This is a genomic window from Azospirillum palustre (genome assembly GCF_002573965.1).
Taxonomy (GTDB): domain Bacteria; phylum Pseudomonadota; class Alphaproteobacteria; order Azospirillales; family Azospirillaceae; genus Azospirillum; species Azospirillum palustre.
Map to the genome: position 1 here is coordinate 87,540 of NZ_PDKW01000041.1, position 25,427 is coordinate 112,966.

Annotated in this window: 10 protein-coding genes; 6 read left to right on the forward strand and 4 right to left on the reverse strand. The window is 69.3% G+C overall.

All coding sequences use genetic code 11. From position 1 onward, the window contains the following. Window positions 1–82 precede the first annotated feature (82 nt). A complete protein-coding gene (locus CRT60_RS14290; RefSeq protein ID WP_098737104.1) occupies window positions 83–973 on the reverse strand; it encodes a LysR family transcriptional regulator in 891 nt (296 codons plus the stop codon). A 92-nt stretch (window positions 974–1,065) separates the two neighbouring features. Beyond that, window positions 1,066–2,301: an amidohydrolase family protein gene (locus CRT60_RS14295; protein WP_098737857.1), complete on the reverse strand. Its 1,236-nt coding sequence runs from the start codon at window positions 2,299–2,301 to the stop codon at window positions 1,066–1,068. Between the two features lie 80 nt (window positions 2,302–2,381). On the opposite strand from CRT60_RS14295, the gene CRT60_RS14300 reads away from it, so the two are divergent. Beyond that, complete coding sequence (locus CRT60_RS14300; RefSeq protein ID WP_098737858.1) at window positions 2,382–2,780, forward strand: nuclear transport factor 2-like protein; 399 nt, start codon at window positions 2,382–2,384, stop codon at window positions 2,778–2,780. 22 nt (window positions 2,781–2,802) lie between these two features. Here the strand turns inward: CRT60_RS14300 and CRT60_RS14305 are convergent, their stop codons facing one another. Next, window positions 2,803–3,507, reverse strand: a complete 705-nt coding sequence (locus CRT60_RS14305) for a GntR family transcriptional regulator (protein ID WP_098737105.1) — start codon at window positions 3,505–3,507, stop codon at window positions 2,803–2,805. Between the two features lie 234 nt (window positions 3,508–3,741). On the opposite strand from CRT60_RS14305, the gene CRT60_RS14310 reads away from it, so the two are divergent. The 5 genes from CRT60_RS14310 to CRT60_RS14330 all read left to right on the forward strand — a co-directional run bounded on the left by CRT60_RS14310 (window position 3,742) and on the right by CRT60_RS14330 (window position 10,184). Continuing rightward, entirely contained in the window at window positions 3,742–4,608 is an 867-nt protein-coding gene (locus CRT60_RS14310) for an ABC transporter ATP-binding protein (protein ID WP_098737106.1), read from the forward strand. Between the two features lie 3 nt (window positions 4,609–4,611). Beyond that, window positions 4,612–5,385 (forward strand): ABC transporter permease, encoded by a 774-nt coding sequence (locus CRT60_RS14315; protein WP_098737107.1) that lies wholly within the window; start codon window positions 4,612–4,614, stop codon window positions 5,383–5,385. 28 nt (window positions 5,386–5,413) lie between these two features. Continuing rightward, window positions 5,414–6,436: an ABC transporter substrate-binding protein gene (locus CRT60_RS14320; protein WP_098737108.1), complete on the forward strand. Its 1,023-nt coding sequence runs from the start codon at window positions 5,414–5,416 to the stop codon at window positions 6,434–6,436. A 57-nt stretch (window positions 6,437–6,493) separates the two neighbouring features. Then, window positions 6,494–8,065, forward strand: a complete 1,572-nt coding sequence (locus CRT60_RS14325; RefSeq protein WP_098737109.1) for a gamma-glutamyltransferase family protein — start codon at window positions 6,494–6,496, stop codon at window positions 8,063–8,065. A 262-nt stretch (window positions 8,066–8,327) separates the two neighbouring features. Beyond that, window positions 8,328–10,184: a tetratricopeptide repeat protein gene (locus CRT60_RS14330; protein WP_161958052.1), complete on the forward strand. Its 1,857-nt coding sequence runs from the start codon at window positions 8,328–8,330 to the stop codon at window positions 10,182–10,184. A 128-nt stretch (window positions 10,185–10,312) separates the two neighbouring features. Here the strand turns inward: CRT60_RS14330 and CRT60_RS14335 are convergent, their stop codons facing one another. Next, window positions 10,313–25,117, reverse strand: coding sequence for an Ig-like domain-containing protein (locus CRT60_RS14335; RefSeq protein ID WP_098737111.1), 14,805 nt, complete (start codon window positions 25,115–25,117; stop codon window positions 10,313–10,315). Between the last annotated feature and the right edge of the window lie 310 nt (window positions 25,118–25,427).

Genomic DNA, 25,427 nt, shown 5'->3' on the forward strand with positions numbered 1-25,427 from the left:
TTTTAAAAGTGATCGATTGATAAGCAGAAGTTTTCACCGGCAGCTTTTTTTACCGGCGGTGATCATCCCGGCGGCTGTCGGCTCAGGAGACCAGTTCGCCGACGGTCGCGGCGACGTCGAGAAATGTCTGGATCGCCGGGGATGTGTCGTCGCTCTGGTAGGCGACCCCGAGCGTCAGATAGGGGGCCGGCCCGTCCAGCGGGCGGTAGACGACACCCGGCCGCGCGAACTGCTGAAGGTCGGAGGCGATGAGGCCGATGCCAAAGTCGGCGGCGGCCAGCGCGATGATCGATTGGGCGGGCGAGGCTTCGAGGATCAGTTCCGGGCTGAACCCCGCCTGCTGGCACAGGCTGATGATCTCGTCGTACAGGCGCGGACCGATCACGCGCGGGAAGATGATGAAGCGCTGCCTGGACAGATCCTCCAGCCGCAGGCGAGGCCGCTCCGCCAGCGGGTTGCGGTCCGACAGCACGACATTGAAGCGGATGCGCGCGATGAGGTGCGACGACAGCGACTGGTCGTCGAGCGGGGGATGGAAGATGCCGACATCGATGGCCCCCGCCCTCAGGGCCTCCTCCTGCTCGGACGTCGTCATGACATGGACGTTCACGCCGAAATTCGGCAGTGCCGTGCGGAACCGGTGCATGATCTCGGGAAAGACGATGTAAAGCGCCGGTGCGGTCATGCCGACCGACAATTGCCCGATCTCGCCGCGGTCGGTCTGGCGTGCGAGCTGTGCGGCCCGATCCATCTGGTTCAGGATCTTCCGGGCCTCGCCCAGGAAGGACTCGCCGGCCCTGGTCAGGGAAACCCGCCGCTTGTTGCGGTGAACCAGCTGGACCTGAAGCTCGTCCTCCAGCTGCCGCAACTGCTGGCTGAGGGCAGGCTGCGTGATGTGGCACCGCGCGGCGGCACGGTGGAAATGCAGCTCCTCGCAGAGCGCGACAAAGAACTGGAGCCTGCGACGATCCATGCTGCGGAGATAAGATCATTGGGCCGGCGCTGTAAAGGCGCGATGGACGGTGCGGCGAGGCTGCGCGGAGACCCCGCCATCCCGACTGGCCGCTATCTCACCAGCGTCGCGGCAGGCCTGACGAAGCTCTTGCGGCCGCGCTTGAACCCCATGAGTGGCGTGGCGATGCCGCCGAAGGCGTCGGCTTCGTCATCGGCGTCGAGCACGATCAGGTCCGCCTGTCCGCCGACCGCGATGCCGTAATCGGCAATCCGCATCAGCCGGGCGGCGGTGGTCGAGACCATGTCGAGGCAATCGCCGAACCGTTCGGGCCCCAGATGCATGAGGTTCGCATAGAGGTTGCCCATCCGGATCAGCGAACCGTCGCCGAAGGGCGTGAAGGGATTCAGGACGTTGTTGGTCGCGACCGAGACGGTGACGCCGCCGTCCGCCAGCAGATGGACCGGGGCCACCCCGCGCGGCGCCCGATGCCCCTGATCGCGCCCGTTGAGATAGAGATCCGTCGCCGGCAAGGCCGTCACCCCCACGCCGGCTTCGGCCAGGAGTGCGGTCATCCGATCCAGCGCGGCATCGTCGATGGCCGCAAGCTTGGTGGCATGGCCGACGGCGACCCGCCCCTGCCAGCCCGCCGCCACCGTCCGCCGGCAGATTTCCTCCAGATGCGACCAGCTGGGGTCGAGATCGAAATCCAGATGGAAATCGAGATCGACGTCATGCGCCACCGCCAGGGCGAAGATCCGCTCCATCTGCAAGGACGGGTCGGCATCGGTGTAGGGACAGCCGCCCAGCAGATCGGCCCCCTCCGCCAGGGCCTGGGCCAGCAGCCGCTCGACCGCCGGGTCGTGGGTCATCCCCTCCTGCGGAAAGACGCAGATCGACAGGTCGATGGCGAAGGCATAGTCGCGCTTGAGCCGCGTCATTGCCTCGAAACTGCGCAGGCCGACCAGCGGATCGAGTTCCACATGCGCCCGCATATGCATGGTGCCCTGCATGATCGCGCGTTCAAGCGTGCGGGCGCCGCGCTGGTAGACATCCTCGACCGTGAAGGCCCGCTTCAACCCGGAGACCGCGGCAATCGCCCCCTTCAGTCCGCCGCCGGCATCGCGGCAGCGGCAGAGCAGGCAGGATTTGTCGAGATGGATGTGGGTATCCACCAGCCCCGGCAGGACGAGGCACCCGCCGGCATCCTCTTCCAAAGCGGCGGTGCCGGTCAGGTCGGGGCCGATGGCGGCGATCCGGCCCTGCCTGACCGCGATGTCCTGCAAGCCCTGCCCTCCCCTGAGTCGGGCGTTGCGCAGGAGAAGATCGAAACTGTTGGTCTGCGGCATCTCGAATTCCGGCGTGTCGTTTGCATGCGAAAATCGCATGCACTTTTGATACCAATATGCCGACACTTATGGAGGTCCAGATGAGTGAGACGACTGAACGCGATCTGCAGGCGGTGAAGGATTATCTGGAGGCGTCGATGGCCCCCGATCCGGTGCGCGCGGCCACATATGTGGCGCCGGGTTTCATCTGCCGCTTCACCGGGCATCGCGTTTTCGACACCCCCAGCGGGCCGACCGGCTTCAACGCCGCCCGCTACAAATGGGTGAAGAAGCGGATCGAGCGCTATGACGTGGTGCCGGGCGAGACGGAAACCATCGTCTACAGCCTGGGTTACCTGTATGGCGCCTGGCCGGACGGCACGCCCTTCGACAACAACCGCTATGTCGACCGCTTCGTGGTGCGGGACGGGCTGATCGTCGAAACCGATGTCTGGAACGACAGCGCCGAATGGATCCTCGATCCGTCCTGCGCCCGCTGAGTTACCGCCAGTCCTGGCGCCCTTATTCGGTGTAGGGCGCCAGGATGTCCATGAGGTCGCGGCTCCGGGCGCCCGAGCTTTGCAGCAGCGCGCGGGAGGCCACGGCCTCCAGATGCTCGTCCATCAGGGCGCAGGCCTTGTCGGCGGGGCCGGTCCGGATCGCCTCGATCAGTTCCAGATGCTCATTCACTGCGCATTCGGACGAATGGGGCCGGCTGAAGACCGCCAGCGACAGACCGGCGCGGTAACAGATTTCCGTCACGTAGCGGATCAGAACGGGCTTGCCGGTCATTTCCGCCAGCCGGACATGGAACTCCGTCGCAAGGCGGATCGAGACCCCCTCGGCACCATGGCGGGCCTGATGTTCGGCCTCGACGATGGCCGTCAGCTGCTTGACCTGGGCCTCGGTCAGCTTGCCGGCCAGATGGCGGACGACCTGACGCTCCAGATCGACCCGGATGTCGAAGATGTCGCGCGCATCCTCGAAGGACGGCACGGCGACCACGGCGATGCGGTTGCGTCGCAGATCGACAAGCCCCTCCGCCGCCAGCTGCCCGAGCGCGCTGCGGGCGATGGTCCGGCTGACGCCGAAGCGTTCGCCCAGCGAATCCTCGGGCAGCCGGTCTCCCGGCGACAGTGCCCGCTCGATGATCGCGCGCCGCAAGGCCGTGCAGATCGCCGCGACACGGTCGCCTCCGGATTTTTTCGAACGTTTTTCCTCGGCCATCACCGCCCCCGCCTGCTCCGCCTTCCATAAGCGAGGCCGGATGGGAATGCAACTCGCCAAGTGCCGCATTTGAATGCAGCGGCCCCGCTCGCTTGCATAAAATGAGTGCATGCAAAAACTGTATGCACTTTTCTTGCGCCAGCTTCCCGCTTCTCTTCCATGGAGCTTGGCCCTACTGGGGAACTGGCGCACCCGTTGCATACAGTTTCATCGATCCGCCACGAGGTACGCCGCATGTCCCGATCCCAAGCCCTCCCGCAAGGCCAGCCGTCAATCGCCCCTGCCGTCGCCCCGTCCATAGCCGTCGAGCTTTCGCAGGCCGCCGTTTCGTTCGGCAAGCCGGGCAAGACGGTCGCAGCCTTGCAGGAGACGAACCTTCGGATCGCGGCGGGTGAATTCGTCGCCCTGGTCGGGCCGTCGGGCTGCGGGAAATCGACGATCCTGCGGCTGACGGCCGGCCTGCTGAACCCGACCCGGGGGGCCGTCATCGTCGGCGGACGCGAGGTCGGGGCCAAGGCGCTGCGCATCGGCATGGCCTTCCAGAACCCGACCATGCTGCCTTGGCTCACCATCGAGCGGAACGTCATGCTGCCGCTGAAGATCGTGCGGCCCTTCCGGTCCGACTATCGCGCCAAGCGCAAAACGGAGTTCCGCGACCGGGTGCATGCCCTGCTGGCCGATGTCGGGCTGGACAAATTCGCCAACCATTATCCCTGGCAGCTGTCGGGCGGGATGCTGCAACGCGCGAACCTGTGCCGTGCCCTCATCCATGAGCCGAGCCTGCTGCTGCTCGACGAGCCGTTCGGCGCGCTCGACCAGTTCACCCGCGAGGAGCTGTGGGGAACGATGCAGTCCCTGTGGCTGAAACGCAAACCCACCGTCCTGCTGATCACCCACGATCTGAAGGAGGCCGGTTTCCTCGCCTCGCGCATCTGCGTGATGAGCGCCCGTCCCGGCCGCATCATCGACGACAGCGCCGTCGATTTCCCCCGGCCGCGCACGGTCGACATGACCTTCGACGCCGATTTCGTCGCCCTCAACCAGCGCCTGCGCGACCTCATCATCGATGCGCGCAGCGATGCCGCAATCCAGGGAGCCTGAGCCGTGAGCTACGACCTGCGCCGCCGCCTCTGGGCCGCTCTCCTCATCCTCGGCTTCTTCGCGGCCTGGGAGATCCTCTGCCTCGTCCTCCAGGTCTCCGACCTTGTGCTGCCACGCCCGACCCAGGTCTTCGCGACGCTGGCCGCACGCTTCGGCATCCTGTGGCCGCATGTGATGCAGACCCTCTGGACCACCATGATCGGCTTCGTCCTGGGCGTCACCGTCGGGGTGGTCATCGGGGCGGCCATCGGCGTCTCGCGCACCGCCTACGACACGGTCTATCCCCTGCTGATCGGTTTCTCCTCGATCCCCAAGGTCGCGGTGGTGCCGATCTTCGTGCTGTGGTTCGGATCGGGCGCGACGCCGGCCATCCTCACGGCGCTCGCCATGTGCTTCTTCCCCATCGTCGTCAACATCGCGACCGGCCTCGCCACCACCGAGCCGGAACTGGAGGACGTGCTGAAGTCGCTGGGCGCCAGCAGGTTCGACATCCTGTGGAACGTCGGCCTGCCCCGCACCATGCCCTTCTTCTTCGCCTCGCTGAAGATCGCCGTCACCTTCGCCTTCGTCGGCAGCGTGCTGTCCGAAACCGTCGCCTCCAACAAGGGCATCGGCAACGTGATGATGACGGCCTCCTCCAACTTCGACGTGCCGCTGGTCTTCGCCGGCCTCTTCCTGCTCGCCGCCCTCGGCATCCTGCTCTACGTCGCCTTCTCGCTGGTCGAGGCGCGCGTCACCGGCTGGGCCACCCGCCGGCAGGGCTTTGCCTCCGCCTGACCCATCATTTCCGAAACGGAGCCTCCCCATGTTGAAAAAGCTTCTCGCGACGCTTGCGCTCGGCCTTTGCCTGGGCGGGACGGCGTCGGCCGACACCAACATCAAGTTCACGCTCGGCTGGAAGACCCAGGGTTCCGACGCGCCGTTCCTGCTGGCGTTGCAGAAGGGCTATTTCAAGGCGGAGGGGCTGAACGTCACCATCGACCAGGGCGAAGGGTCGGCGGCCACCGTGACCCGCATCATGTCGGGCGCCTATGACGCCGGCTTCGGCGATATCAACGCGATCATCCAGAATGCGGCGACCCGCCCCGGCGACGTGCCGGTCATGGTCTATCAGCTCTGGAACAAGCCGCCCTTCGCAATCGTCTCGAAGAAGGCGACCAACATCGCCACACCCGCCGATCTCGTCGGCAAGAAGCTGGGCGGCGCCCAGGGCACCCCGACCACCCGCCTCGTGACCGTGCTCGGCACGCTCAACAAGGTCGACATGACCAAGGTCGCCATCGAGAACATGGGGCCGAACCTGCAGGAACCGATGCTGATCAAGGGCGACATCGACGGCGCCCTGGTCTTCAACATCACCAGCTGGTTCAACCTGATCAACAACCGCCAGGACCCGGCCAAGGACTACAACTGGCTGTTGTTCGGCGACTTCGGCCTCGACCTCTATTCCAACGGCATGATGGTTTCCCAGAAGCTGATCCGGGAGAACCCGGCCGCTGTCAGCGGTCTCGTCCGCGCCGTCAACAAGGCGGCGGTCGAGATCGGCGGGGATCCTGCCGCCGGGCTGAAGGCGGTCCTGGCCTACGACAATCTGGCCAAGGAAGAGCTTGAGCGCGCCCGCATGATCTTCTCCTACGAGCATCTCATCGTTTCGCCGGAGGTCGCCAGGCTCGGCCTCGGCGATGTGGACGATGCCCGCCTCGCCCGCTCCATCGGCATCGTGGTCGAAGGCTATCAGCTGACCGCCACGCCCAAGCCGGACCAGATCTTCACCCGCCAGTTCCTGCCGCCGGCGGCCGACCGCAAGCTCGCCTACAAGACCAACTGACAGCAGGGAACAGGCCCGGCCGGACCGACGGCCGGGGTCCACCAGAGGGGGAAAGAGATGAACGTCGCCCGGCCCGGAATGGTCACCAGCCCGCACCCCCTGGCCTCCGCAGCCGGAGCCGCCGTTCTGGCCAGCGGCGGCACCGCCATCGAAGCGGCGGTCGCCATCGCCGCCTGCCTGTCGGTCGTCATGCCGCATTTCTGCGGGATCGGCGGCGACGCCGTCTGGCTGGTGGCGGACCGGCAGGGGCGGCAGCGCTGCTTCCTCGGCATCGGACAGGCGGCGGAGACCCTACCCGCCTACGGCTCCGCCATCCCTCTGCGCGGACCGGCTTCGACGGTCACCTCGGCCTGCGCGGTCGACAGCTGGGGCCATGCCCTTGCCTATAGCGCGGATCGCTGGGGCGGCACACAGGCCTTCGCCGACCTTCTCGCCCCCGCCATCGCCCTGGCCCGCGACGGCTATGTCCCCAGCCGCTCGCAACAATTCTGGTTCGATTTCCGCCACGACGAGATCCCGCAGTGGAGAGGTTTCGCGGAGCATTTCAGCGCGGCCCCCGGTGCCCTCTTCCGGCAGCCCGGCCTCGCCCGCAGCCTCTCCCTGCTGGCGGAGGACGGTTACCGCTCCTTCTATGATGGGCGGCTGGCCGAGCAGCTGGCAGAGGGGCTGGCCGCCGCCGGCTCCCCTCTCCGTGCCACGGATCTGGCAGCGACCCGGACACGGGACGAGGCTCCCGCAAGCCTGGACTATCGCGGGCTGACCCTGCTGGCGCCGCCCGCGCCGACGCAGGGACTTTCCACACTGGCGATCCTGGGCATCCTCTCCCACTTCGATCTGGCGGCCCTGCCGCCCACCAGCCCGCTGCGTTACCATCTGCTGGTCGAGGCGGTGAAACAGGCTTTCCTGGACCGGCCGCTGATCGCCGATCCGGACTGTTCCGAACCGCCTCCCTGGGATTTCCTCGATCCGCAGCGTCTGGCCGCCAAGGCCGCCGCCATCGATCCGGCACGCGCCCTGCCCTGGCCTCATCCCTACCAGCATGGCGATACGGTCTATTTCGCCGCGGCCGACGAACAGGGACGCTGCGCCAGCGTCCTGCAAAGCACCTATTTCGACTGGGGCAGCGGTGTCCCGATCGGCGACACCGGCATCCTCTGGCAGAACCGTGGCGCGGCATTCTCGACCGTTCCCGGCGACCGCAACAGGATCGAGCCGGGCAAGCGCCCGTTCTACACCCTCAATCCCGGCATCGCCCTCAAGGATGGAAACCCTCACCTTCTCTACGGCACCCAGGGCGCGGACGGCCAGCCGCAGACCTTGTCCGTGCTGCTCAGCGGCCTGATCGATCACGGCATGACGCCCGAGGAGGCGCTCGCCCAGCCCCGCTTCCTTCTGGGAAAGACCTTCTCCGACAGCCGCGACAGCCTCAAGATCGAGGCGTCCCTGGGCGAGGCCGCGATGGGGACTCTTGCCGCTCTGGGGCATGAGGTGGCGCCCCTTCCGGCCTTGTCGCCGATCTTCGGCCAGGCGGGCGCCATCAGGCTCACCGATGCCGACAGCGTGAGCGGCGCCCACGATCCGCGCGGCGAAGGCGACGCGATCCAATGCCAGAGGCCTCTGCCGGAGTGACGCACCGTCTCGACCGGCTCGCCGGATAGACCGCCGGTGCGGCCGGTTGCACCTCGCGGCAACAAGAGCCGGTGCACGCGCATGTCACGACGGATTGCCAAGCCGGATTCAGGACCCGAAGGATGCTGCCCTTGGCGTCGGAAAGCGCTATGTATTTCAAAAGACTTACCGACGCCACGAGGATGAGGGTGAGGACATGGGCCAGCTGGCCAAACCTGAGGTCGGGAAAGGCCCAGCGGCCACGCCACCCGACGTGAGGTCGATGCTCGCTTCCGCGGTTGCCCGGCATAAGGCAGGGGATGCTGCCGCCGGCACTCTGTACCGGGCCATTCTGTCCGCTGCACCGTCGCATGGCGACGTCCTCCACCTGCTTGGCGTGACGGCGTTGCAGGCCGGGGCGGCGGAGGTGGCCAGCCGCTGGCTGCGCCGGGCGCTCATGGTCGACGGGGCGCAGGCCTACTACCGCAACAGCCTGGGTGAGGCCTTGCGCGCACTCGGCCGGCCGGACAAGGCGCGGGAACAGTACCGCCTGGCGCTCACGCTCAACCCGGCCTACCCGGAAGCGCTGGCCAACCTGCACAGGCAGCCCCTGCCGGGCGACAATGCGCCGGCCCTGCTAGAGCGCTTCTGCCGCCTGCGCCCGGCCACGGCAAGCGAACTCCTGGCCGTTGCCGATTCCCGCCTGCTTTCGGGACGGCTGGCCGACGCGCGCACCGCCTATCGGGCGGCGGTGGCGCTGGAGCCGGCAACGGTCCAGGCCTACGTCAACCTCGGCGCGACCGCCTCGCGGGAGAAGAACCATGCGCAGGCCGCGACCGCCTATCGCCGGGCCCTGCGCCTGTCCCCCGATCATCCGGGGGCATGGAACAACCTCGCCAGTGCCGTATGGGAGTTGAACGACGGCCAGGGCGCCGTCCGCTTCTGCCGCCGGTCCGTGGCGCTCAAGCCGGACCATCCCGATCCCTACGCCAACCTCGGCTATGTCCAGCGATCCCAGGCCCGGAACGGCGATGATTTCGCCGAGGCGGCGACGCTGTGCCGGCGAGCCCTGCTGATCAACCCGTCGCATGTCTCGGCGCTGAACAATCTCGGCATCGTCAACCTCGACCTCGGCCAGCTGGACGAGGCGGAACGCCTGTTCAACCGGACGCTGGCCGCCGAACCGAAGCACCCCGACGCCCGCTTCAACCTGTCGCTGGCCCTGCTCAAAGCCGGCCGGCTCAAGGAGGGCTGGGACCATTACGAGGCCCGCTGGGAAACCGGCCAGCTCCCGACGGTGAACGGGCAGTTGCGGGCCTGGCAGGGCGAGCCGCTGAACGGCGCCACCATCCTGCTGCATGCCGAGCAGGGACACGGCGACACCCTTCATTTCGTCCGCTACGCCCCGCTGGTCGCGGCGCGGGGCGGTCGCGTGGTGCTGGCGGTGCAGCCGTCGCTGAAGCGGCTGGTCGCCGGCATGCCCGGCGTGGCCGCGGTCCATGCGCTGACGGACCCCTTCCCGAAGCCGGAGTTCCATTGCCCGCTGATGAGCCTGCCGCGGCTGCTCGGCACAGAGCTGGGCACGATCCCCGGCGGCATCCCCTACCTCTACCCGCCCGCCGAGGCGGTCGGCAAATGGTTGGGCCAGCCCCTGCCCGGCGCCGGGCTGCGGGTCGGGTTGGTGTGGTCGGGAGACCCCCGGCCAGGCCTGCTGCGCGCGAACCTGACGGACCGGCGGCGCAGCATGAGCCTGCACGACCTGGCGCCATTGGCCGAGGTGCCGGGCCTGCGCTTCGTGAACCTGCAGATGGGGGGGCCGGCGGCACAGCTCGCCGAACCGCCGGCGGGGATGGACATCCACGATCCGATGGGAGCCATCACCGATTTCGCGGACACGGCAGCCCTGGTGATGCGCCTCGATCTCGTGATCACGGTCGACACCTCGGTCGCCCATCTCGTCGGCGCGCTGGGCAAGCCCGTCTGGGTCATGTCGCGCTACGACGGATGCTGGCGCTGGCTCCAGGACCGCGACGACACGCCCTGGTACCCGACGATGCGGCTTTTCCGACAGCCCGCGCCGGGCGACTGGACGACCGTCATCGGGCGCGTCGCGGAAGCCCTGCGTCAGTTGGCTGCATGATCATCCCGCCTGCGTGACGCCCGCGCCGGTTTCCGCTCGCTTCGGCACCGCCCGAGGGGCGGATGGCGGCGCGGACGGCGGGGCGGAAAACCGTCCCGCCCCGCCCCGTCCTCCGGTCCCGACCGGCCTCAGCTCAGCCACAGGCCGCTGTCAGCCGCGGTGATCGTCCGCCCCTCGCGGGCGCCGAAGTTCAGATAATGGGCCATCGGGTCCACCTTCGCCGCCGCGACATCCGGGTTGGCCGCCAGATAGGCGGCGGTGTCGATCCACGCCGACGGCGTCCGCCCCTCTTTCCAACCGAAGGCCTCGTAATGGTCATAGGCGCTGTCGATGGTGCCGGCCTGAAGGGCGGCGGCGACGTCGGCGTTGTGCTGCACATACCAGGCCGTGTCGAACAGCGCGTTGGGATCGCGCCCCTCCTTTTCGCCCTTGAGCAGGTAATGCTGGAGGCCGCTGGCGAACAGACCGGCGGCGACCGCCTTGGCGACATCCTCGTTCTGGGACAGGTAGAAGGCCTCGTCCAGCGCCACCGGTTGCAGCCGTCCTTCGGCCGCGCCGTACTGCCGGTAATGGTCCATGCCGCTGGCGAACTCGCCGCGCGCCACGGCCTGCGCCACATCGGCATTGCGGGCGAGGTACAGCGTCTCGCTGATCTGCGAGGCGCCGGTGTCGCTGATGATGCCCGTGGGCGCGTTGACCAGGACCACACGGTCGTTGAACCGCAGGATCTCCACGCTTTCCAGCCGGTCGACGCCGAGCGTGGCGCTGGCCATCGTCAGCGAGCCATAGGCGCCGTGGGCGATCAGCACGTCGGCGAAGTTCGCCTCCACACGCACGGCGTCGACGCCTTCGTCGCCGCGCAGCAGATCGTCGCCGGCGCCGCCCGACAGGCGGTCGTAGCCAAGCCCGCCGAACACCGTGTCGTTTCCGTCGTCGCCATAGAGCAGATCGCGGCCCTCCCGGCTGCCGATCACATCGTCGCCGCCGCCGCCGCGCAGCGTGTCGTCCTCGGCGCCCAGGATGATGGTCTGGTTGGCGCTGTCGCCGATCGCCACGTTCGAGCCGGCGCCACCGCCCACCGTGACCGCGCCGGTGATGACGGCGTAGTCCACGTTGTCGAGGTTCACCACCGTCCCGGCCGGCAGCTGGCGCGCGTCCAGCAGCACGGCCGAGGCCTGACCGGCCGGAGCCGAACCGGTGATGGTGATCGGGGTGACCGGGGCCTGCCCCGTCGCGACGGTGGGCGTGACATGCCGCAGCGTCACCGTGCTGGTGGACGGCAGCGACTGGGTCAGGCCGGCGTTGGGCACGGTCGCGGTCGTCGGCGCGACGATGCCCAAGGTGCCCAGCTGGCTGGAGAAGGAGCTGGCCAGCTCGCCCAGGGTCAGTCCGGCGGTGGTGCCGGTCGAGGTCATGCCAACGCCGGTCGGCAGGCTCGCCGCCAGCACCGGGGCGACCGCGGTTCCGGCCAGCGGCACGTCCGCCAGGCTGGTCTTGCTGTCCGTGTCGGTCCGGTTCTCCGCGACCGGGGCGATCACCACGGACTCCATCGGACGGCCCATGCCGTCGGTGCCCGTCGTCGTCGTCGTCGGCACGCCGTCGATCACGACCGTCGTCGTGGGCGGCGGCGGCGGCGGGGGCGAAGGAGTGGCATTGACGATGGCCTGCCCGACGAGGCTGGCCATCTCATTGCCCGCAAGATCGGTCAAGGCGCTGCCCGACAGGGTTGGATCGTAGCTGAAGGTCACGGTCTGCCCGTGGGACACGGCGGACGCGAGCGTCAGGGTCAGGGTGTCGCCGCCCGTACCGGAGACGGCGGTGACGGCGCGGGGCGTGCCGTCGACCGTCACGCTCATGCCAGTGGTCTGATGGGGGGCCGCGGCGAGGCTCACCGCCTCGGCAAAGGTCAGGGTCAGCAGGCTCCCGTTGACGGAAAGTGCCGCCAGGAGCGTCGGTGCCACCGTGTCGATGGTCACGGCGAACCCGCCGGACGCGGACGAGCTGTTGCCGGCCAGATCGACGGCCATGGCGCTCAGCGTGTGGACTCCCTCGCTCAGCGAGGCCGCCGACAGGCTCCAAACCCCGGTCGTCGCGTCGGCCGTGGCCGTCCCAAGGGAGGAGGCCCCCTCGTACAGGGTGATGGTGCTGCCCGCCTCGGCAGTGCCGGTGATCGTCGGCATTGCGGTGTTGGTCACCGTGCCGGCGCCGGTGGCAAGGCCGAGACCGGTCGGGGCCGCCACGGTGGTGTCGATGGTGACGATCAGCCCGCCGGACGCCGCCGAGGTGTTGCCGGCCGCATCGAAGGCCCTGGCGGTGAGCGTGTGCACCGCGTCGGACAGGGATGAGGCCCCGATCGTCCAAAGCCCGCCGCCCCCGGCCGTGGCCGTCCCGACGGCGCTTCCGCCATCGTACAGCACGACCCTGTTGCCGGCCTCCGCCGTGCCGACGATGGTCGGCGTGGCGATGTTGGTCAGGTTGTCGGTGCTGCTGGCCCCGCTGTCCGTCGTCAGGTCGAGGGCGCCGGGAGCCGCCGCGACGGTGTCGACGGTCACGACCAGTGCGCTGGACGCCGCCGAGGTGTTGCCGGCGGCATCGACCGCACGCACGGTCAGGCTGTGGGCGGCATCGGACAGCGCCGAGGACGGGCTGACCGTCCACAGGCCGCTGCCGTCGACCGTCGCCGAGCCGACGAGAAGGGCGCCGTCATACAGCAGCACCGTGCTGCCCGCCTCCGCAGTGCCGGTGATCGGCGGCGTGGCGTTGTTCGTCAGGGTGTCGTCGTCGTTGGCGAGGTCGAGGTTGCCCGGCGCCGTGGGCGCCGTGGTGTCGATGCTGAAGATGAAGGGCGCCGACAGCGGCGATTCGACCCCGTCGGGGTCCGTGGCGCTGGCGGTGAAGGTGTAGCTCGACCCGCTCAGGCTTCCGGCCGTGATCGACCAGCGGCCGCTTCCGTCCGCGGTCCCCGTCCCGACGACGGTGATGTAGTCGTACAGAGTCACCACGCTGTTCGCCACCGCCGATCCCGTGATGGTCGGGGTGCGGACGTTGGTCAGCCGGTCGGCCTGGACGCCGCTGTCGGAGGCCGCGGCCAACCCGAGATCCGTCGGGGCGGTGCTTTCCGGCGTGATGGTCAGCGTCAGCCCGCCGCTCGCCGACGAGGTGTTGCCCGCCGCGTCCACGGCCCTGACGGTCAGGGTCTGGGCGCCGAGGCTCAGCGTCGAGGTGCCCCCCGACCAGTTCCCGGACCCATCCGCGTCGGTCTCGCCCACCAGCGTGCCGTTGGCGTAGAGCAGGATATGCGCGTTCGCCTCGGCATTGCCGGTCAGCACCGGTTGCCGGACGTTGGTCACGAGGTTGTTGAGACGGCCGCTGTTGCTGTCGTCACTCAGCGCCGGGGTTGCGGGTGCCGACGGTGCTGTCGTGTCGATGGTCACCGCCAGCCCCGAGGCGGAGGTGGCCGTATTCCCGGCGCGGTCGACCGTCGTGACCGAAAGCTGACGCAGGCCGGAGTTCAGCGTCGTCGAGGTGATCGTCCAGGCGCCGGTGCCGTCGGCCGTCGTGGTGCCCACCGCGACGTTGCCGTCGTACAGCGTGACCACGCTGTCCGCCTCGACCATGCCGATGAGGGTCGGCGTGGTGTCGTTGGTCAGCAGGTCGTCGCGCCCGCTGCCGGTGTCGGACGCCTGGGCCAGCAGCATCGAGCGGACCGGCGTCACGACATCGATGGTCACCAGCGGAGCGGACGGCCCCGCGGTGCTGCTGTTCGCGCCGGGCGCCACCGCCGTCAGGGTGTAGTCGGCCACGCCCAGGTCGCTTGCCAGCAGGGTCCACAGGCCGTTGCCGTCGGCCGTCGCCGACCCGAAGAAGGTGATGCCCTCCCCGGCGGGGTTCACGCCCTCGTAGAGCTGAACGACGCTGTTGGCGCCCGCGCTTCCGCTCACCCGCATGATCGAGCGGACGGCCGTCGTCAGGTCGATGGTCACCACCAGTTCGCCGGAGGCGTTGCTGGTGTTCCCGGCCAAATCCGTCGCCCGCACGGTGAGCGTGTGCGCCCCCTCCGTCAGGGCGCCGGCCGTCACCGACCAGCGGCCGTCGCCGCCGGCGGTTCCCAACCCGACGAAGACGCTGCCGTCATACAGGGTGATGACGCTGTTGGCCTCGGCGCTTCCGCTCACCGTCGGCGTGCTGTCGGAGGTCAGACGGTCGCTGTTCGAGCTGCCGAGGTCGGAGCCCGCCGTCAGAACCGGCGTGGTCGGAACGTCCGCCGCCGTGTCGATGGTGACGATGAGCACACCGGCGGCGCTGGTGTTGCCCGCCACATCGACGGCGGTCGCGGTCAGCGAATGCGTGCCGCTGGAGAGCGTCGAGGCCACGCCGATGGACCAGACACCGGACCCGTCGGCGGTGGCGGTGCCGATGTTCAGGCCGCTGACGTCGTCGTGCAGCGTGACGACGCTGTTCGCCTCGGCGACGCCCAGGATCGTCGGCGTGGCGACATTCGTGATGCGGTCGTTCGCCAGCGCACCGCTGTCGGAGCCGGTGCCGAGCCCCAGCCCGGTCGGGGTCGCCGAGGTGAGATCGATGGTGATGACGAGCGGAGCCGAGGCCGCGCCGGTGTTGCCCGCCACATCCCGGGAAATGACGGTCAGGCTGTGCGTGCCCTCGCTCAGTGACGCCGAGGCCATCGTCCAGGCGCCGCTGCCGTCGGAGGTCGAGCTGTTCAGAAGGGCGGCGCCGTCATACAGCATGACCACGCTGCCCGGCTCCGCCGTCCCGGTCAGGACCGGCGTCGTGCTGTTGGTCACGAGGTCGGCGGTCGAGCCGCTGTTGGAGCCCGCCGTCAAGGCGATGGACGAGGGCTGGGGTGCCGCGGTGTCGATGGTGACGAGCAGGGCGGCCGAGGCGGCGCTGGTGTTGCCGAACTGGTCGACGGTCGTCGCCGTCAGGGTGCGCTCGCCGTCCGCCAGGCCGATCGCCTGGACCGTCCAGTTGCCGTCGAGACCGGCGGTCGACATGCCGACCAGGGCCGAGCCGTCATACAGCATGACGACGTTGGAGGCTTCGGCCGTGCCGCGGATCGTCGGCGACGCGACGTTGGTCACGCGGTCGGTTGCGCTGCTGCCGGAATCGGTCGTCAGGGTGAGACCGCTTGGCGCGGCGGCCTGCGTGTCGACGGTGACGACCAGCGCGGCGGACAGGCCGCTGGTGTTGTCGGTGACGTCCACGGCCCTGGCCGTGAAGGTGTGGGCGCCGTCGGGCAGCGTCGGCGTGGTGAAGGACCAGGTGCCAAGCCCGCTTGCCGTGACTGTCCCGACGGAGACGGCGTTGTCGTAGAGCGTGACGATGCTGCCGGCTTCGGCGGTGCCGGTGATGACCGGTGCGGTGACGTTCGTCTTGTTGTCGGTCGTGTCGCGGCCACTGTCCGATCCGGTGGCGAGGGCCAACCCGCCGGGTATGTCGGCGGTGAGATCGATGGTCACCGTGAGGCCGTTGACGCCCGCGTTCCCCGCATTGTCGAACGAGGAGATTCCGAAGTTGTAGACTCCCGCGGCCAGGGAACTCGACGGCGTGAAGCTCCAGGCGCCGGTCGCGGCGTCCGCCACCACCGTCCCGATGGCTTGGGCGGTTCCCCCGTTGAACGCACTGGTGATCGTGACGATCCGGCCGGCGCCGAGCGTGTCCGTTCCCACGATGCCGCTGAGCGTCGGCATGGTGTCGGAGGTGATCCGGTCGCTGTTGGAGGACCCGGTGTCCGACGACGGGGCAAGCACAATCGAGACCGCGTCCGGTTCGGTGTCGATGGTGAAGTTCAGCGCAGCGGAGGCGGAACTGGTGTTGCCCGCCACATCGACGATCGTGGCGAACAGCGAATGCGCCGTTCCGGTGCCGCCCGCCAGGACGGAACTGGTGATCGACCAGGCGCCCGTGCTGTCGGCGGTGCCGGTGCCGAGCACCGTCGATCCTTCCAGCAGGGTGACGACGCTGCCCGCCTCGGCACGGCCGGTGATCGTCGGGGTGGTGGCGGAGGTCAGGTTGTCGCCCACGAGACCGGTATCGGAGGCGGCAGCCAGGGCGAGCCCCGTCGGGGCCGCCGCCGTGGTGTCGATTGTGACCGTCAGCGCCGCGGAGGCGGCGCTGGTGTTGCCGGCAAGGTCGAGCGCGACCGCGGACAGCGTGTGCGTCCCGTCGGTCAGCGACGGGGTGGTGATCGACCAGGCGCCGCTGCCGTTGGCCGTCACGGTGCCGAGACTCGTCGTGCCGTCATACAGCGTGACGAGGCTGTTCGCCTCGGCCGTGCCGGTGATGGTCGGGGCGGAGACCGAGGTGATGCGGTCCGCCGTGGAACCGCTGTTCGAGCCGGCGCTGAGCGACGGGGTTCCCGGCGCGCCGGGCGCCGTGGTGTCCACGGTGATGGTCAGCGCCGCGGACGGATCGCTGGTGTTGCCGGCGACGTCGACCATCCGGGCCGACAGCGTGTGCGCCCCCGCGCCGAGCCCGCTGGCGGCGATGGTCCAGAGGCCCGACCCGTCGGCCGTGCCGGATCCGACGAGGCTGGCGCCATCGTAGAGCCGGACGAGGCCGTTCGCCTCGGCCGTGCCGGTGAGTGTCGGCGAACCGGTGTTGATCAGCCGGTCGGTGTTGGAGGCGCCGCTGTCGACGACGAGCGACGGGGTCCCCGGCGCCGCCGCCGAGGTGTCGATGGTGATGACCAGCCCGGCGGAGGCCACCGAACTGTTGCCGGCGCCATCGACCGCACGAGCGGTGAGGGTGCGGGTGCCCGGGACCAGGGTGCCGGTGGCAATCGACCAGACGCCCAGCCCGTTCACGGTGGTGGAGCCGTAGCTCACGCTGCCGTCGTAAAGGGTGACGACGCTGCCCGCTTCGCCGGTGCCGGTGATCGTCGGGTTGACGATGCTGGTGATGCCGTCCGTGCTGGAGCTTCCGCTGTCGTAGGCGGCGGCCAGCACCGGAGTGCCGGGCGCCGTCTGGACGGTGTCGATGGTGACGTTCAGCGGCGAACTGGCGGCGCTGGTGTTGCCGGCGGCGTCGGTCGCCTTCACCGTCAGCGTGTTCACGCCGTCGGCCAGCGACGCGGCGGTGATGGTCCAGCCCCCGCCGCCGCCGGCGGTCGCCGTGCCGACGGCCGTGGTGCCGCTGTAGAGGACGACCGTGCTGTTGGCCTCGGCCGAGCCGGACAGCGTCGGGGTCGCGACGTTGGTGAGGCGGTCGGTGTTCGACGTCCCGCTGTCGGAGGCGGATGCGAGCGTGATGCCGGTCGGCGCGTTCGGCACGACCGTGTCGATGGTGATCACCACCGCCGAGGACAGGACGCTGGTGTTGCCGGCGGCGTCCATGCCGCGCGCGGTCAGCGTGTGCGGGCCGTTGCCCATCTGGCTGCTGGTGATGGTCCACAGGCCGGCGCCGTCGGCGGTCGTCGTTCCGCGCAGCGTGCCGCCTTCGTAAAGCGAGACGAACCCGCCGGCCTCCGTCGTGCCCGTGAAATCGGGCGTGGAGTCGTTGGTCGTCCAATCGCCGGTGACCCCGGTGTCGCTCGCGGCCGACAGGCCCAGCGAGGGCACCGCCGCAACCGTGTCGATGGTGACGACGAGAGCTGCGGAGGTCGAGCGGTTCCCGGCGAGGTCGGTCGCCTCGGCGGTCAGGCTGTGGCTGCCCGCCGCCAGCGAGGGAGACAGCAGCGACCAGCCGCCCAGGCTGTCGGCCACGACCGTGCCGAACGCGGTCGTGCCGTCGTACAGGACGACGGTGCTGCCTGCCTCGGCCGTGCCGCTCAGCGGCAGGACGGTATTGTTGGTGACATGATCGCTGTTCGAAATGCCGCTGTCGGACGCAACGGCCATGAGCAGGCTGGGCTGCGGGGTGGACAGGTCGACCGACAGGACAAGGCTGCTCGACACCGTGGAGGTGTTGCCGGCCCGGTCGACGCTGAACGCCGTCAGGGAATGGTTGCCCTGCGACAGGGAGTTCGTGGTGAGGGAGAAGGCGCCGGTCGCGTCCGCCGTCGCCGAGCCGACGCTGACAGTGCCTTCATACAGGGTGACGACGCTGAAGCTCTCCGCCGTGCCGACAATCGTCGGCGTGGCAAGCTTGGTCAGCCCGTCGGTGTCGGACACCCCGGTGTCGTCCCCGGCCGCCAGGGCCAGGTTCGACATCGTGAGGTTCTCGGTGTCGATGGTGACGATCAGCGGTGCAGACGCCGCGGCGGTGTTGTTGCCGGCCAGATCGGTGACGCGGGCGGTCAGCGTGTGGCTGCCGCTGATGAGCGTCCCCGTGGTCACTGTCCAGTTTCCCGAACCGTCGGCGGTTCCCGTGCCGACGAGCGTGGTGCCGGCGTAGAGGGTGATGACGCTGTACGCCTCGGCGCTTCCGCTCACCGTGGGCGTGGTGTCGTTGGTGAGCCGGTCGTTGGCGATGCCGCTGTCGGACCCGGCGGTCAGGCTGGGCGCCGAAGACGGCAGGACGGTGAGGTCGACGTTGACGATCAGGGCCGCCGCCACGACCGCCGTGTTGCCGGCCGGATCCACGGCGTGGGCCGACAGCGTGTGCAGCCCCTCGGACAGCGTCGGGCTGGCGACCGACCACTGGCCGAGGCTGTCCACCGTCGCGCTGCCCAGAAGGGTGTTTCCGTTGGCGTCGTAGAGTGTGACGATGCTGCCGGCCTGGGCGGTGCCGGTGATGACCGGCGCCGTCACCGACGTGACGGCATCGTTGTTGGCGCGGCCGCTGTCGGTGGCCGCCGTCAAGGCCAGGCCGCCCGGGGTCGGGGGCGTGGTGTCGATGGTCAGCAGAAGCGAAGCCGAGGCGCTGCTGGTGTTGCCGGCGTCGTCCACGGAGCGGACGGTCAGCGTGTTGACGCCGTCGGCGAGGCTGCCGGCGGTGATCGTCCAGGCGCCTGTCCCGTCGGCGGTGGCCGTTCCGACGCTGATGCCGCCGCTGTAGAGATGGACGGTGCTGAGCGCTTCCGCCGTGCCGGTCACGGTCGGCGTGGCGACCGATGTGAGGAGATCGCCCGGCGTGCTGCTGTCGGAGGCCGGGTCCAGCACCGGCGCGGACGGCGCGTCGGGGGCGACGGCATCGATGGTGATGACCAGCGGGGCCGAAGCGGCGGCCGTGTTGTTGCCGGCGGCATCGACGACGCGGGCCGTGATGGTGTGCGACCCGTTGCTCAGCGGCGTCTCGATGGAATAGACGCCGGCGCCATTGGCCGTGCCCATGCCGACGAAATTGCCGCCGTCATATAGCGACACCACCGCGCCGCTCTCCACCGTGCCGGTGAAGGTGGGCGCGAGCAGGCGGGTCTTCCCGTCGCCCGACACCCCGGTGTCCGACGCGGAGGCCAGGGCCGGCGCGCCGGGCGCGTCGACGGTCAGGTCGACCGTCACCACCAGCGTGCCGGCGCCGCTCGACGTGTTGCCGCTGGGGTCCACCGCGGTGGCGGTGAGGGTGTGCGTGCCTTCGGCGAACGCGGTCCCGGTGTAGGACCAGGCGCCGTTGCCGTCCGCGACCAGCGTCGCCAGCGGCGTCAGGCTGCCGGCCAGGCCGTCGTAGAGCGTGACGGTGCTGTTCGCCTCGGCGGAGCCGGTCAGCGACAGCGTCGTGGCGTTGGTGATGCGGTCCGTGGCGCTGTAGCCGGTGTCCGACGCCGCGGTCAGGGCCATGGCGCTCGGGGCCGGGGTGGACAGGTCGATGGTGACGGTCAGCGCCGCGGAGGCGGCTCCGGTGTTGCCGGCCGCGTCGACGGCCCGCGCCGTCAGCGTGTGTCCGCCCTCGGCGAGCGTGCCCGTCCCGATGGTCCAGGCCCCGCCCGTCGCGACCTGCGTGCCCAGCGCGGTGGCGCCGTCGTACAGGACGACGGTGGCGCCGGCCTCCGCCGTTCCGGTGACGGTCTGCGTCCGGATGTTGGTGAGGCGATCGCTGTTCGAAACGCCGCTGTCGTCGGCCGGGTCGGTCGACAGCCCGCCCGGCGCGTCGGGCGCCGTCGTGTCGACGGTGACCACGAAGGCCGAGGAGGCGTTGCTGGTGTTGCCGACGACGTCCACGACGCGCGCGGTCAGGCTGTGCGTGCCGTTGCCGAGCGCGGAGGTGGTCACCGACCAGTTGCCGCTGCCGTCCACGGTGGCGGTGCCGACGAGGTTGGCGCCGTTGTACAGCGAGACGGTGCCGTTGGCCTCCGCCGTTCCGGTGATGGTCGGGGCCAGGACGCCGGTGATCGCGTCGCCCGCCAGGCCCGTGTCGGATCCCGTCGCCAGGGCGAGGCCGGTCGGGGCGTCGGCGGTGCGGTCGATGGTGACGACAAGACCGCCGGAGGCGGCGCCGGTGTTGCCGGCGATGTCCACCGCGCGGGCGGTGAGCGTGTGGACGCCGGCCGCCAGCGAGCCCGTGCTGAGCGACCATATCCCGCCGTCGGAGGCGGTGGCGGTGCCGAGCGCCGTGGTCCCGTCGCTGCCATACAGGGTGACGACGCTGCGCGCCTCGGCGGTGCCGGTGACGGTGACCGCGTCGAGGTTGGTGATGCGGTCGGTGTCGACCGAGCCGCTGTCCGATCCGGCCTGCAGCGCCAGCGCGTCCGGCTGATCGGGCGCCGTCGTGTCGATGGTGACCGTCAGGCCCGCGGAGGTGAGGACCGTTCCATAGGCATCGATCCTGGCGTAAAGCGTGTGAGCGCTTCCGGTCGCCAGCGTGCCGGTGGAGGCGACGGTCCACACGCCGCTGCCATCGGCCGTGCCGGTGCCGATCAGCGTCAGGCCGCTGTAGAGGGAGACCGTCGCGCCCGCAAGCGCGGTTCCCGTCAGGATCGGCGAGACCACGTTGGTGATCCCGTCGTTGGGCACGCCGGAATCGGAGGCGAGCTGGAGGCCGCCGGGCACGCCGATGCGCCCGGTCACCGAAAGCGGCGTGGTCGTGACGGTTTCGTTGCCGGCCGCGTCCAGAGCGCGCGCGGTCATCGTGTAGGTGCCGCCGCCAAGTTCCGGCGTGGTGATCGACCAGAGGCCGCTGTTGCCGACGGTCACGACCCCGAGCACCGCCGCCCCGACGACGGAGCCGTCATACAGGGTGACGACGCTGTTGGCCTCGGCGGTGCCCGACAGGATCGGGGTGAACTGGCCCGAAGGCCCGGCCGTGTCCGCCGTCGGCACCGACAATCCCGGCCCGGTGCGGTCGATGCTGACGACCAGACCGGCGGACAGCTGACTGGTGTTGCCGGCCACGTCCACGGCGCTGGCGGTCAGGGTGTGGTCGCCCTCGCCGAGGCCGGTGATCGTGGCGGACCAGTGGCCCGACCCGTCGGCCGTCGCGCTGACGTTCGAACCGCCGCCATAGAGCGTGACCGTGGCGCCGGCTTCGGCCGTGCCGGTGATGGTGGGGGCCAGCGCGTTGGTCAGGGTGTCGGCCTGGCTGCCGCTGTTGGTGGCGCCGCTCAGCGCCAGGGCACCCGGCGTGGCCGAGATCTGGTCGATCGTGATGGCGAGGGCGGCGGAGGCGGCGCCCGTGTTGCCGGCGGTGTCCACCGCCCGCGCGGTCAGCGTGTGGACCCCATCCCCCAGGCTGGCGGAGGTGACCGTCCAGGCGCCGGTGGCGAGGTCCGCCGTGCCCGTCCCGAGCAGGACGTTGCCCTCATACAGCCGCACGGTGCTGCCGGCCTCGGCTGTGCCCGTGATCGCCGGCGTGGCGATCCGGGTCCGGTTGTCGTTCGGCGTGCCGCTGTCGGAGTTCAGCAGGAGTCCGCCCGGAGCGTTCGGCGCCGTCAGGTCGATGGTGACGACAAGGCCGCCGCTCGCCGCGGAGGTGTTGCCGGCCGGATCGACGGCGCGGGCGGTCAGGGTGTGGATGTCGCCGGTCAGCGCGGACGAGGCGACCGTCCAGCTGCCGTCGGCCCCCGCCGTGGCTTGGCCGAGCAGGGTGTTGCCTTCGTAGAGAAGGATGATGCTGGACGCCTCGGCCGTCCCGGTGACCGAGGGCGTCGTGAGGTTCGTCCTCGAATCGCCGGTGACGCCGGTGTCCGACGCCGACGCCAGGGCCAGGCCGGTCGGGGCGGACGCGCTGGTGTCCACCGTGACGGTGAAGGCGGTGGAGGGAAGGCTGGTGTTGCCCGCGGCATCGACGGCCCTGGCCATCAGCGTGTGGGCGCCGACGGCGAGGCCGCTGGTGGCGATTTCCCAGTTGCCCTGGCCGTTGGCCGTCGCGGCGCCGAGCACGACGGCACCGTCGTAGAGCGTCACGGTGCTGCCGGCCGCCGCCGTGCCGGCGACGGTGGGCGAGACAAGGTTGGTGAGGCCGTCGGTCGTGCTGCGGCCGGTGTCGGTGGCGGCGGTCAGCTTCAGGCCGCCCGGCGCGTCCGCCGTGGTGTCGATGGTGACGGTCAGGCTCCCCACGCCGTCCCGCGTGTTGCCGGCGGCATCGCGCGAGCGGGTGGAGAAGGCCCAGCTGCCGTCCGCAAGGGCGCTGCCGGCGGTCACGGTCCAGGCGCCGGAACCATCGGCGGTGCCCGTTCCCACCACGCTGCCGGAGACCAGCAGATCGATGACGCTGTTCGCCTCGGCCGTGCCGGTGAAGGTCGGCGTCCTGACATTCGTCAGCCGGTCCGAGGAGGAGCTGCCGCTGTCCGACGCCGCCGTCAGCGACGGGGCGGAGGGGGCTGCCGGAGGCGTGGTGTCGACGGTGACGATGAACGGGCTTGAGGCGGTGCTGCTGTTGCCCGCCAGATCGACCGCGCGCGCGGCAAGGGTGTGTGCGCCGTCGCCCAGCGCGCCCAGCGTCATCCGCCAGACGCCGCTTCCGTCGGCGGTCGCATTGCCGAGAAGGGTGGTGGAGTCCTTGTACAGGCTTACGACGGCATTGGCCTCTGCCGTGCCGCCGATGACCGGGGTGTTGATGGCGGTGAGGTTGTCGCCCAGAATCCCGGTATCGCTCGCCGTCGCCAGGGCTAGGCCGGTCGGGGCCGCCACCGTGGTGTCCACCGTCAGCGCGAGGCCGGCCGAGACGGTGCTCGTGTTGCCGGCCGTGTCCACCGCGCGGGCGGTCAGGGTGTGGCCGCCTTGGGAAACCGCGGAGCTGGTGATCGACCAGGCGCCGACGCCGCTGGCGGTCGTCGTTCCGACGCTCACCCCGTCGAGATAGAGGGTGACCGTGCTGCCCGCCTCGGCCGTGCCCGTCACGGTCGGCGTCGTGACGTTGGTGACACCGTCGGCGGAGGAGCGGCCGCTGTCCGATCCCGGCGTGAAGGCCAGGGTCGGCGCGGTCGGCGCCGTCGCGTCGATGGTCAGCAGAAACTCGCCCGACGCCGCGCTCTCCATGCCGGAGGAGACGGTCTTCGCCGTGATCGTCCAGGTGCCGTCGGTGAGCGCCGTGGTCGCCGTGACCGCCCATTGGCCGGTGCCGTCGGCGGTCCCGCTGCCCAGCAGCGTGGTGCCGTTGCCGTAGAGATTGACGACGCTGCCCGCGGCGGCCGTGCCGGTCAGGGTCGGCAGGGTCACGTTCGTCTTGTCGTCGCCCGGCGTGCCACTGTCCGACCCAACGCTGAGCGCGGGGGCCGAGGGCGAGGTCACCGCGACCGGAAAGACCAGGAAACGGTCGGCGTTGCCGATGTCCATGGCCTGACCGCCCACGAAGACTGTATCGATCCCGGACACATAGACGGTGCCGGCGGTTTCGGTCAGCCACACCACGTCGTTGCCAGCGCCGCCGATCAAGGTCTCGACCGACGACACCATCATGGTCATGCCGTTGTTGGCGCTGACCCCGGTTACGGACACGACGTCGTTGCCGGCGCCGCCGATCAGCGTCTCCAGGGAGGAGACCTTGACCGTGTTGCCGCCGTTGCCCAGCAGCACCGTTTCGGTGCCTCCCTTTCCGATGATCGCCTCGATCGCCGAGACGCTCATCGTGATGCCGGTGTTGCCGAGCACCATGAGCGTGTCTTCGCCGGTGGTGCCGACGATCGTCTCCAGCGCCTCCACCTGCATGGTGTTGCCGACGGTGTTCCAGGCGATGGGGCCCACGCCGACGATCGGCGTTCCATCGCGGAACGTCATGTTGACGACGTCGTTGCCGCTGCCGCCGATCAGCGTGTTGAGGCTGGCGACCGTGACGGTGGTGCCGACGTCCAGCAGGATGGCGGCGTTGCGGGAGCCGGTTCCGCCGACGATGGTGTCGATCATCGACACGGCGGTGGTGCCACCACCCGTCGCCATGTTGATGGAGCCGCTCTTGTAGGCCATCGTGAAGACATCGACGGCGCTGCTGCCGATCAGCGTCTCGACGAAGCTGAGGCCTATCGTGCCCCCCGCGCTGTCGAGCACGACGACGTCCCCGGCCTTGGAGCCATTGCCGAGGAAGATCTCGATGTTTTTCACCTGGACGGTGTTGCTGCCGCCGGCGATGGTCGCGATGAGATCGTCACCCGAGGTGCCGATCAACGTCTCGACCGCCGTTACGGCGACGGTGCTTCCCAGTTGGCCGTTGGCACCGAAGCTGATGACGTCCTTGCCGGCGCTGCCGACAAGCGATTTCAGATAGGCCACCGACATCGTGTTGCCGGCGTCGTTCGTCAGAACGATCAGGTTGGTGCCGGTGGCGGCGCCGATGAAGGTCTCCACCGACTCCACCGCCATGGTGGTGCCGGTCGAGGTGCCGACGACCCGGTCGTAACCGCCGCTGCCGATCAGCGTTTCCAACCCCGAGACGGTGATGGTGTTGCCGCCCGCGCCCGCCAGCCGGATGACGTCCTTATTGCCGCTGCCGGGAGCATTTCTGCCGCCGGTGATGTGGTCCAGGTTGGTGACCGCGATGGTGTATCCCTGGGAATTCAGCACCACGCCGCGCGTGCCGAGCCCCTTGATCCCGGACCAGATCTCCGATGTGGAGAAGATGTAGTCCGTACCAGTGGTCAGGGTCAGAGTTGCACCGGCAGCCATACCAATCCCCATCTAAAGGCTTCCCCGAAGGAAGCTTGACGATCGCGGTCCAAGGGCTGGTATCGCGCCAACCACTGGCGCAGCCCGAAAATGCCCGCCTTTGACAAAGGCGGATGATAGCAACCTAAGGGGATATTTTTAAAGAAGTCCAAAGTCAAAATCAGTCGATTTGTGACAAAGCCGGTTGTAAGCAAGTTCTTAATAGTGATTAACAAATAATTAACAATAACACTCTACGGATAATCCATAATAAAAAACAGGGTAAATTTTGTCTCTTCAGCCTAATTTATTATGAGCACTATAATATTAT

Coding starts and splice junctions, on each gene's coding strand:
- CRT60_RS14290 (WP_098737104.1), bottom strand. CDS start 973: ATGGATCGTCGCAGGCTCCAGTTCTTTGTCGCGCTCTGCGAGGAGCTG.
- CRT60_RS14295 (WP_098737857.1), bottom strand. CDS start 2,301: ATGCCGCAGACCAACAGTTTCGATCTTCTCCTGCGCAACGCCCGACTC.
- CRT60_RS14300 (WP_098737858.1), top strand. CDS start 2,382: ATGAGTGAGACGACTGAACGCGATCTGCAGGCGGTGAAGGATTATCTG.
- CRT60_RS14305 (WP_098737105.1), bottom strand. CDS start 3,507: ATGGCCGAGGAAAAACGTTCGAAAAAATCCGGAGGCGACCGTGTCGCG.
- CRT60_RS14310 (WP_098737106.1), top strand. CDS start 3,742: ATGTCCCGATCCCAAGCCCTCCCGCAAGGCCAGCCGTCAATCGCCCCT.
- CRT60_RS14320 (WP_098737108.1), top strand. CDS start 5,414: ATGTTGAAAAAGCTTCTCGCGACGCTTGCGCTCGGCCTTTGCCTGGGC.
- CRT60_RS14325 (WP_098737109.1), top strand. CDS start 6,494: ATGAACGTCGCCCGGCCCGGAATGGTCACCAGCCCGCACCCCCTGGCC.
- CRT60_RS14330 (WP_161958052.1), top strand. CDS start 8,328: ATGCTCGCTTCCGCGGTTGCCCGGCATAAGGCAGGGGATGCTGCCGCC.
- CRT60_RS14335 (WP_098737111.1), bottom strand. CDS start 25,117: ATGGCTGCCGGTGCAACTCTGACCCTGACCACTGGTACGGACTACATC.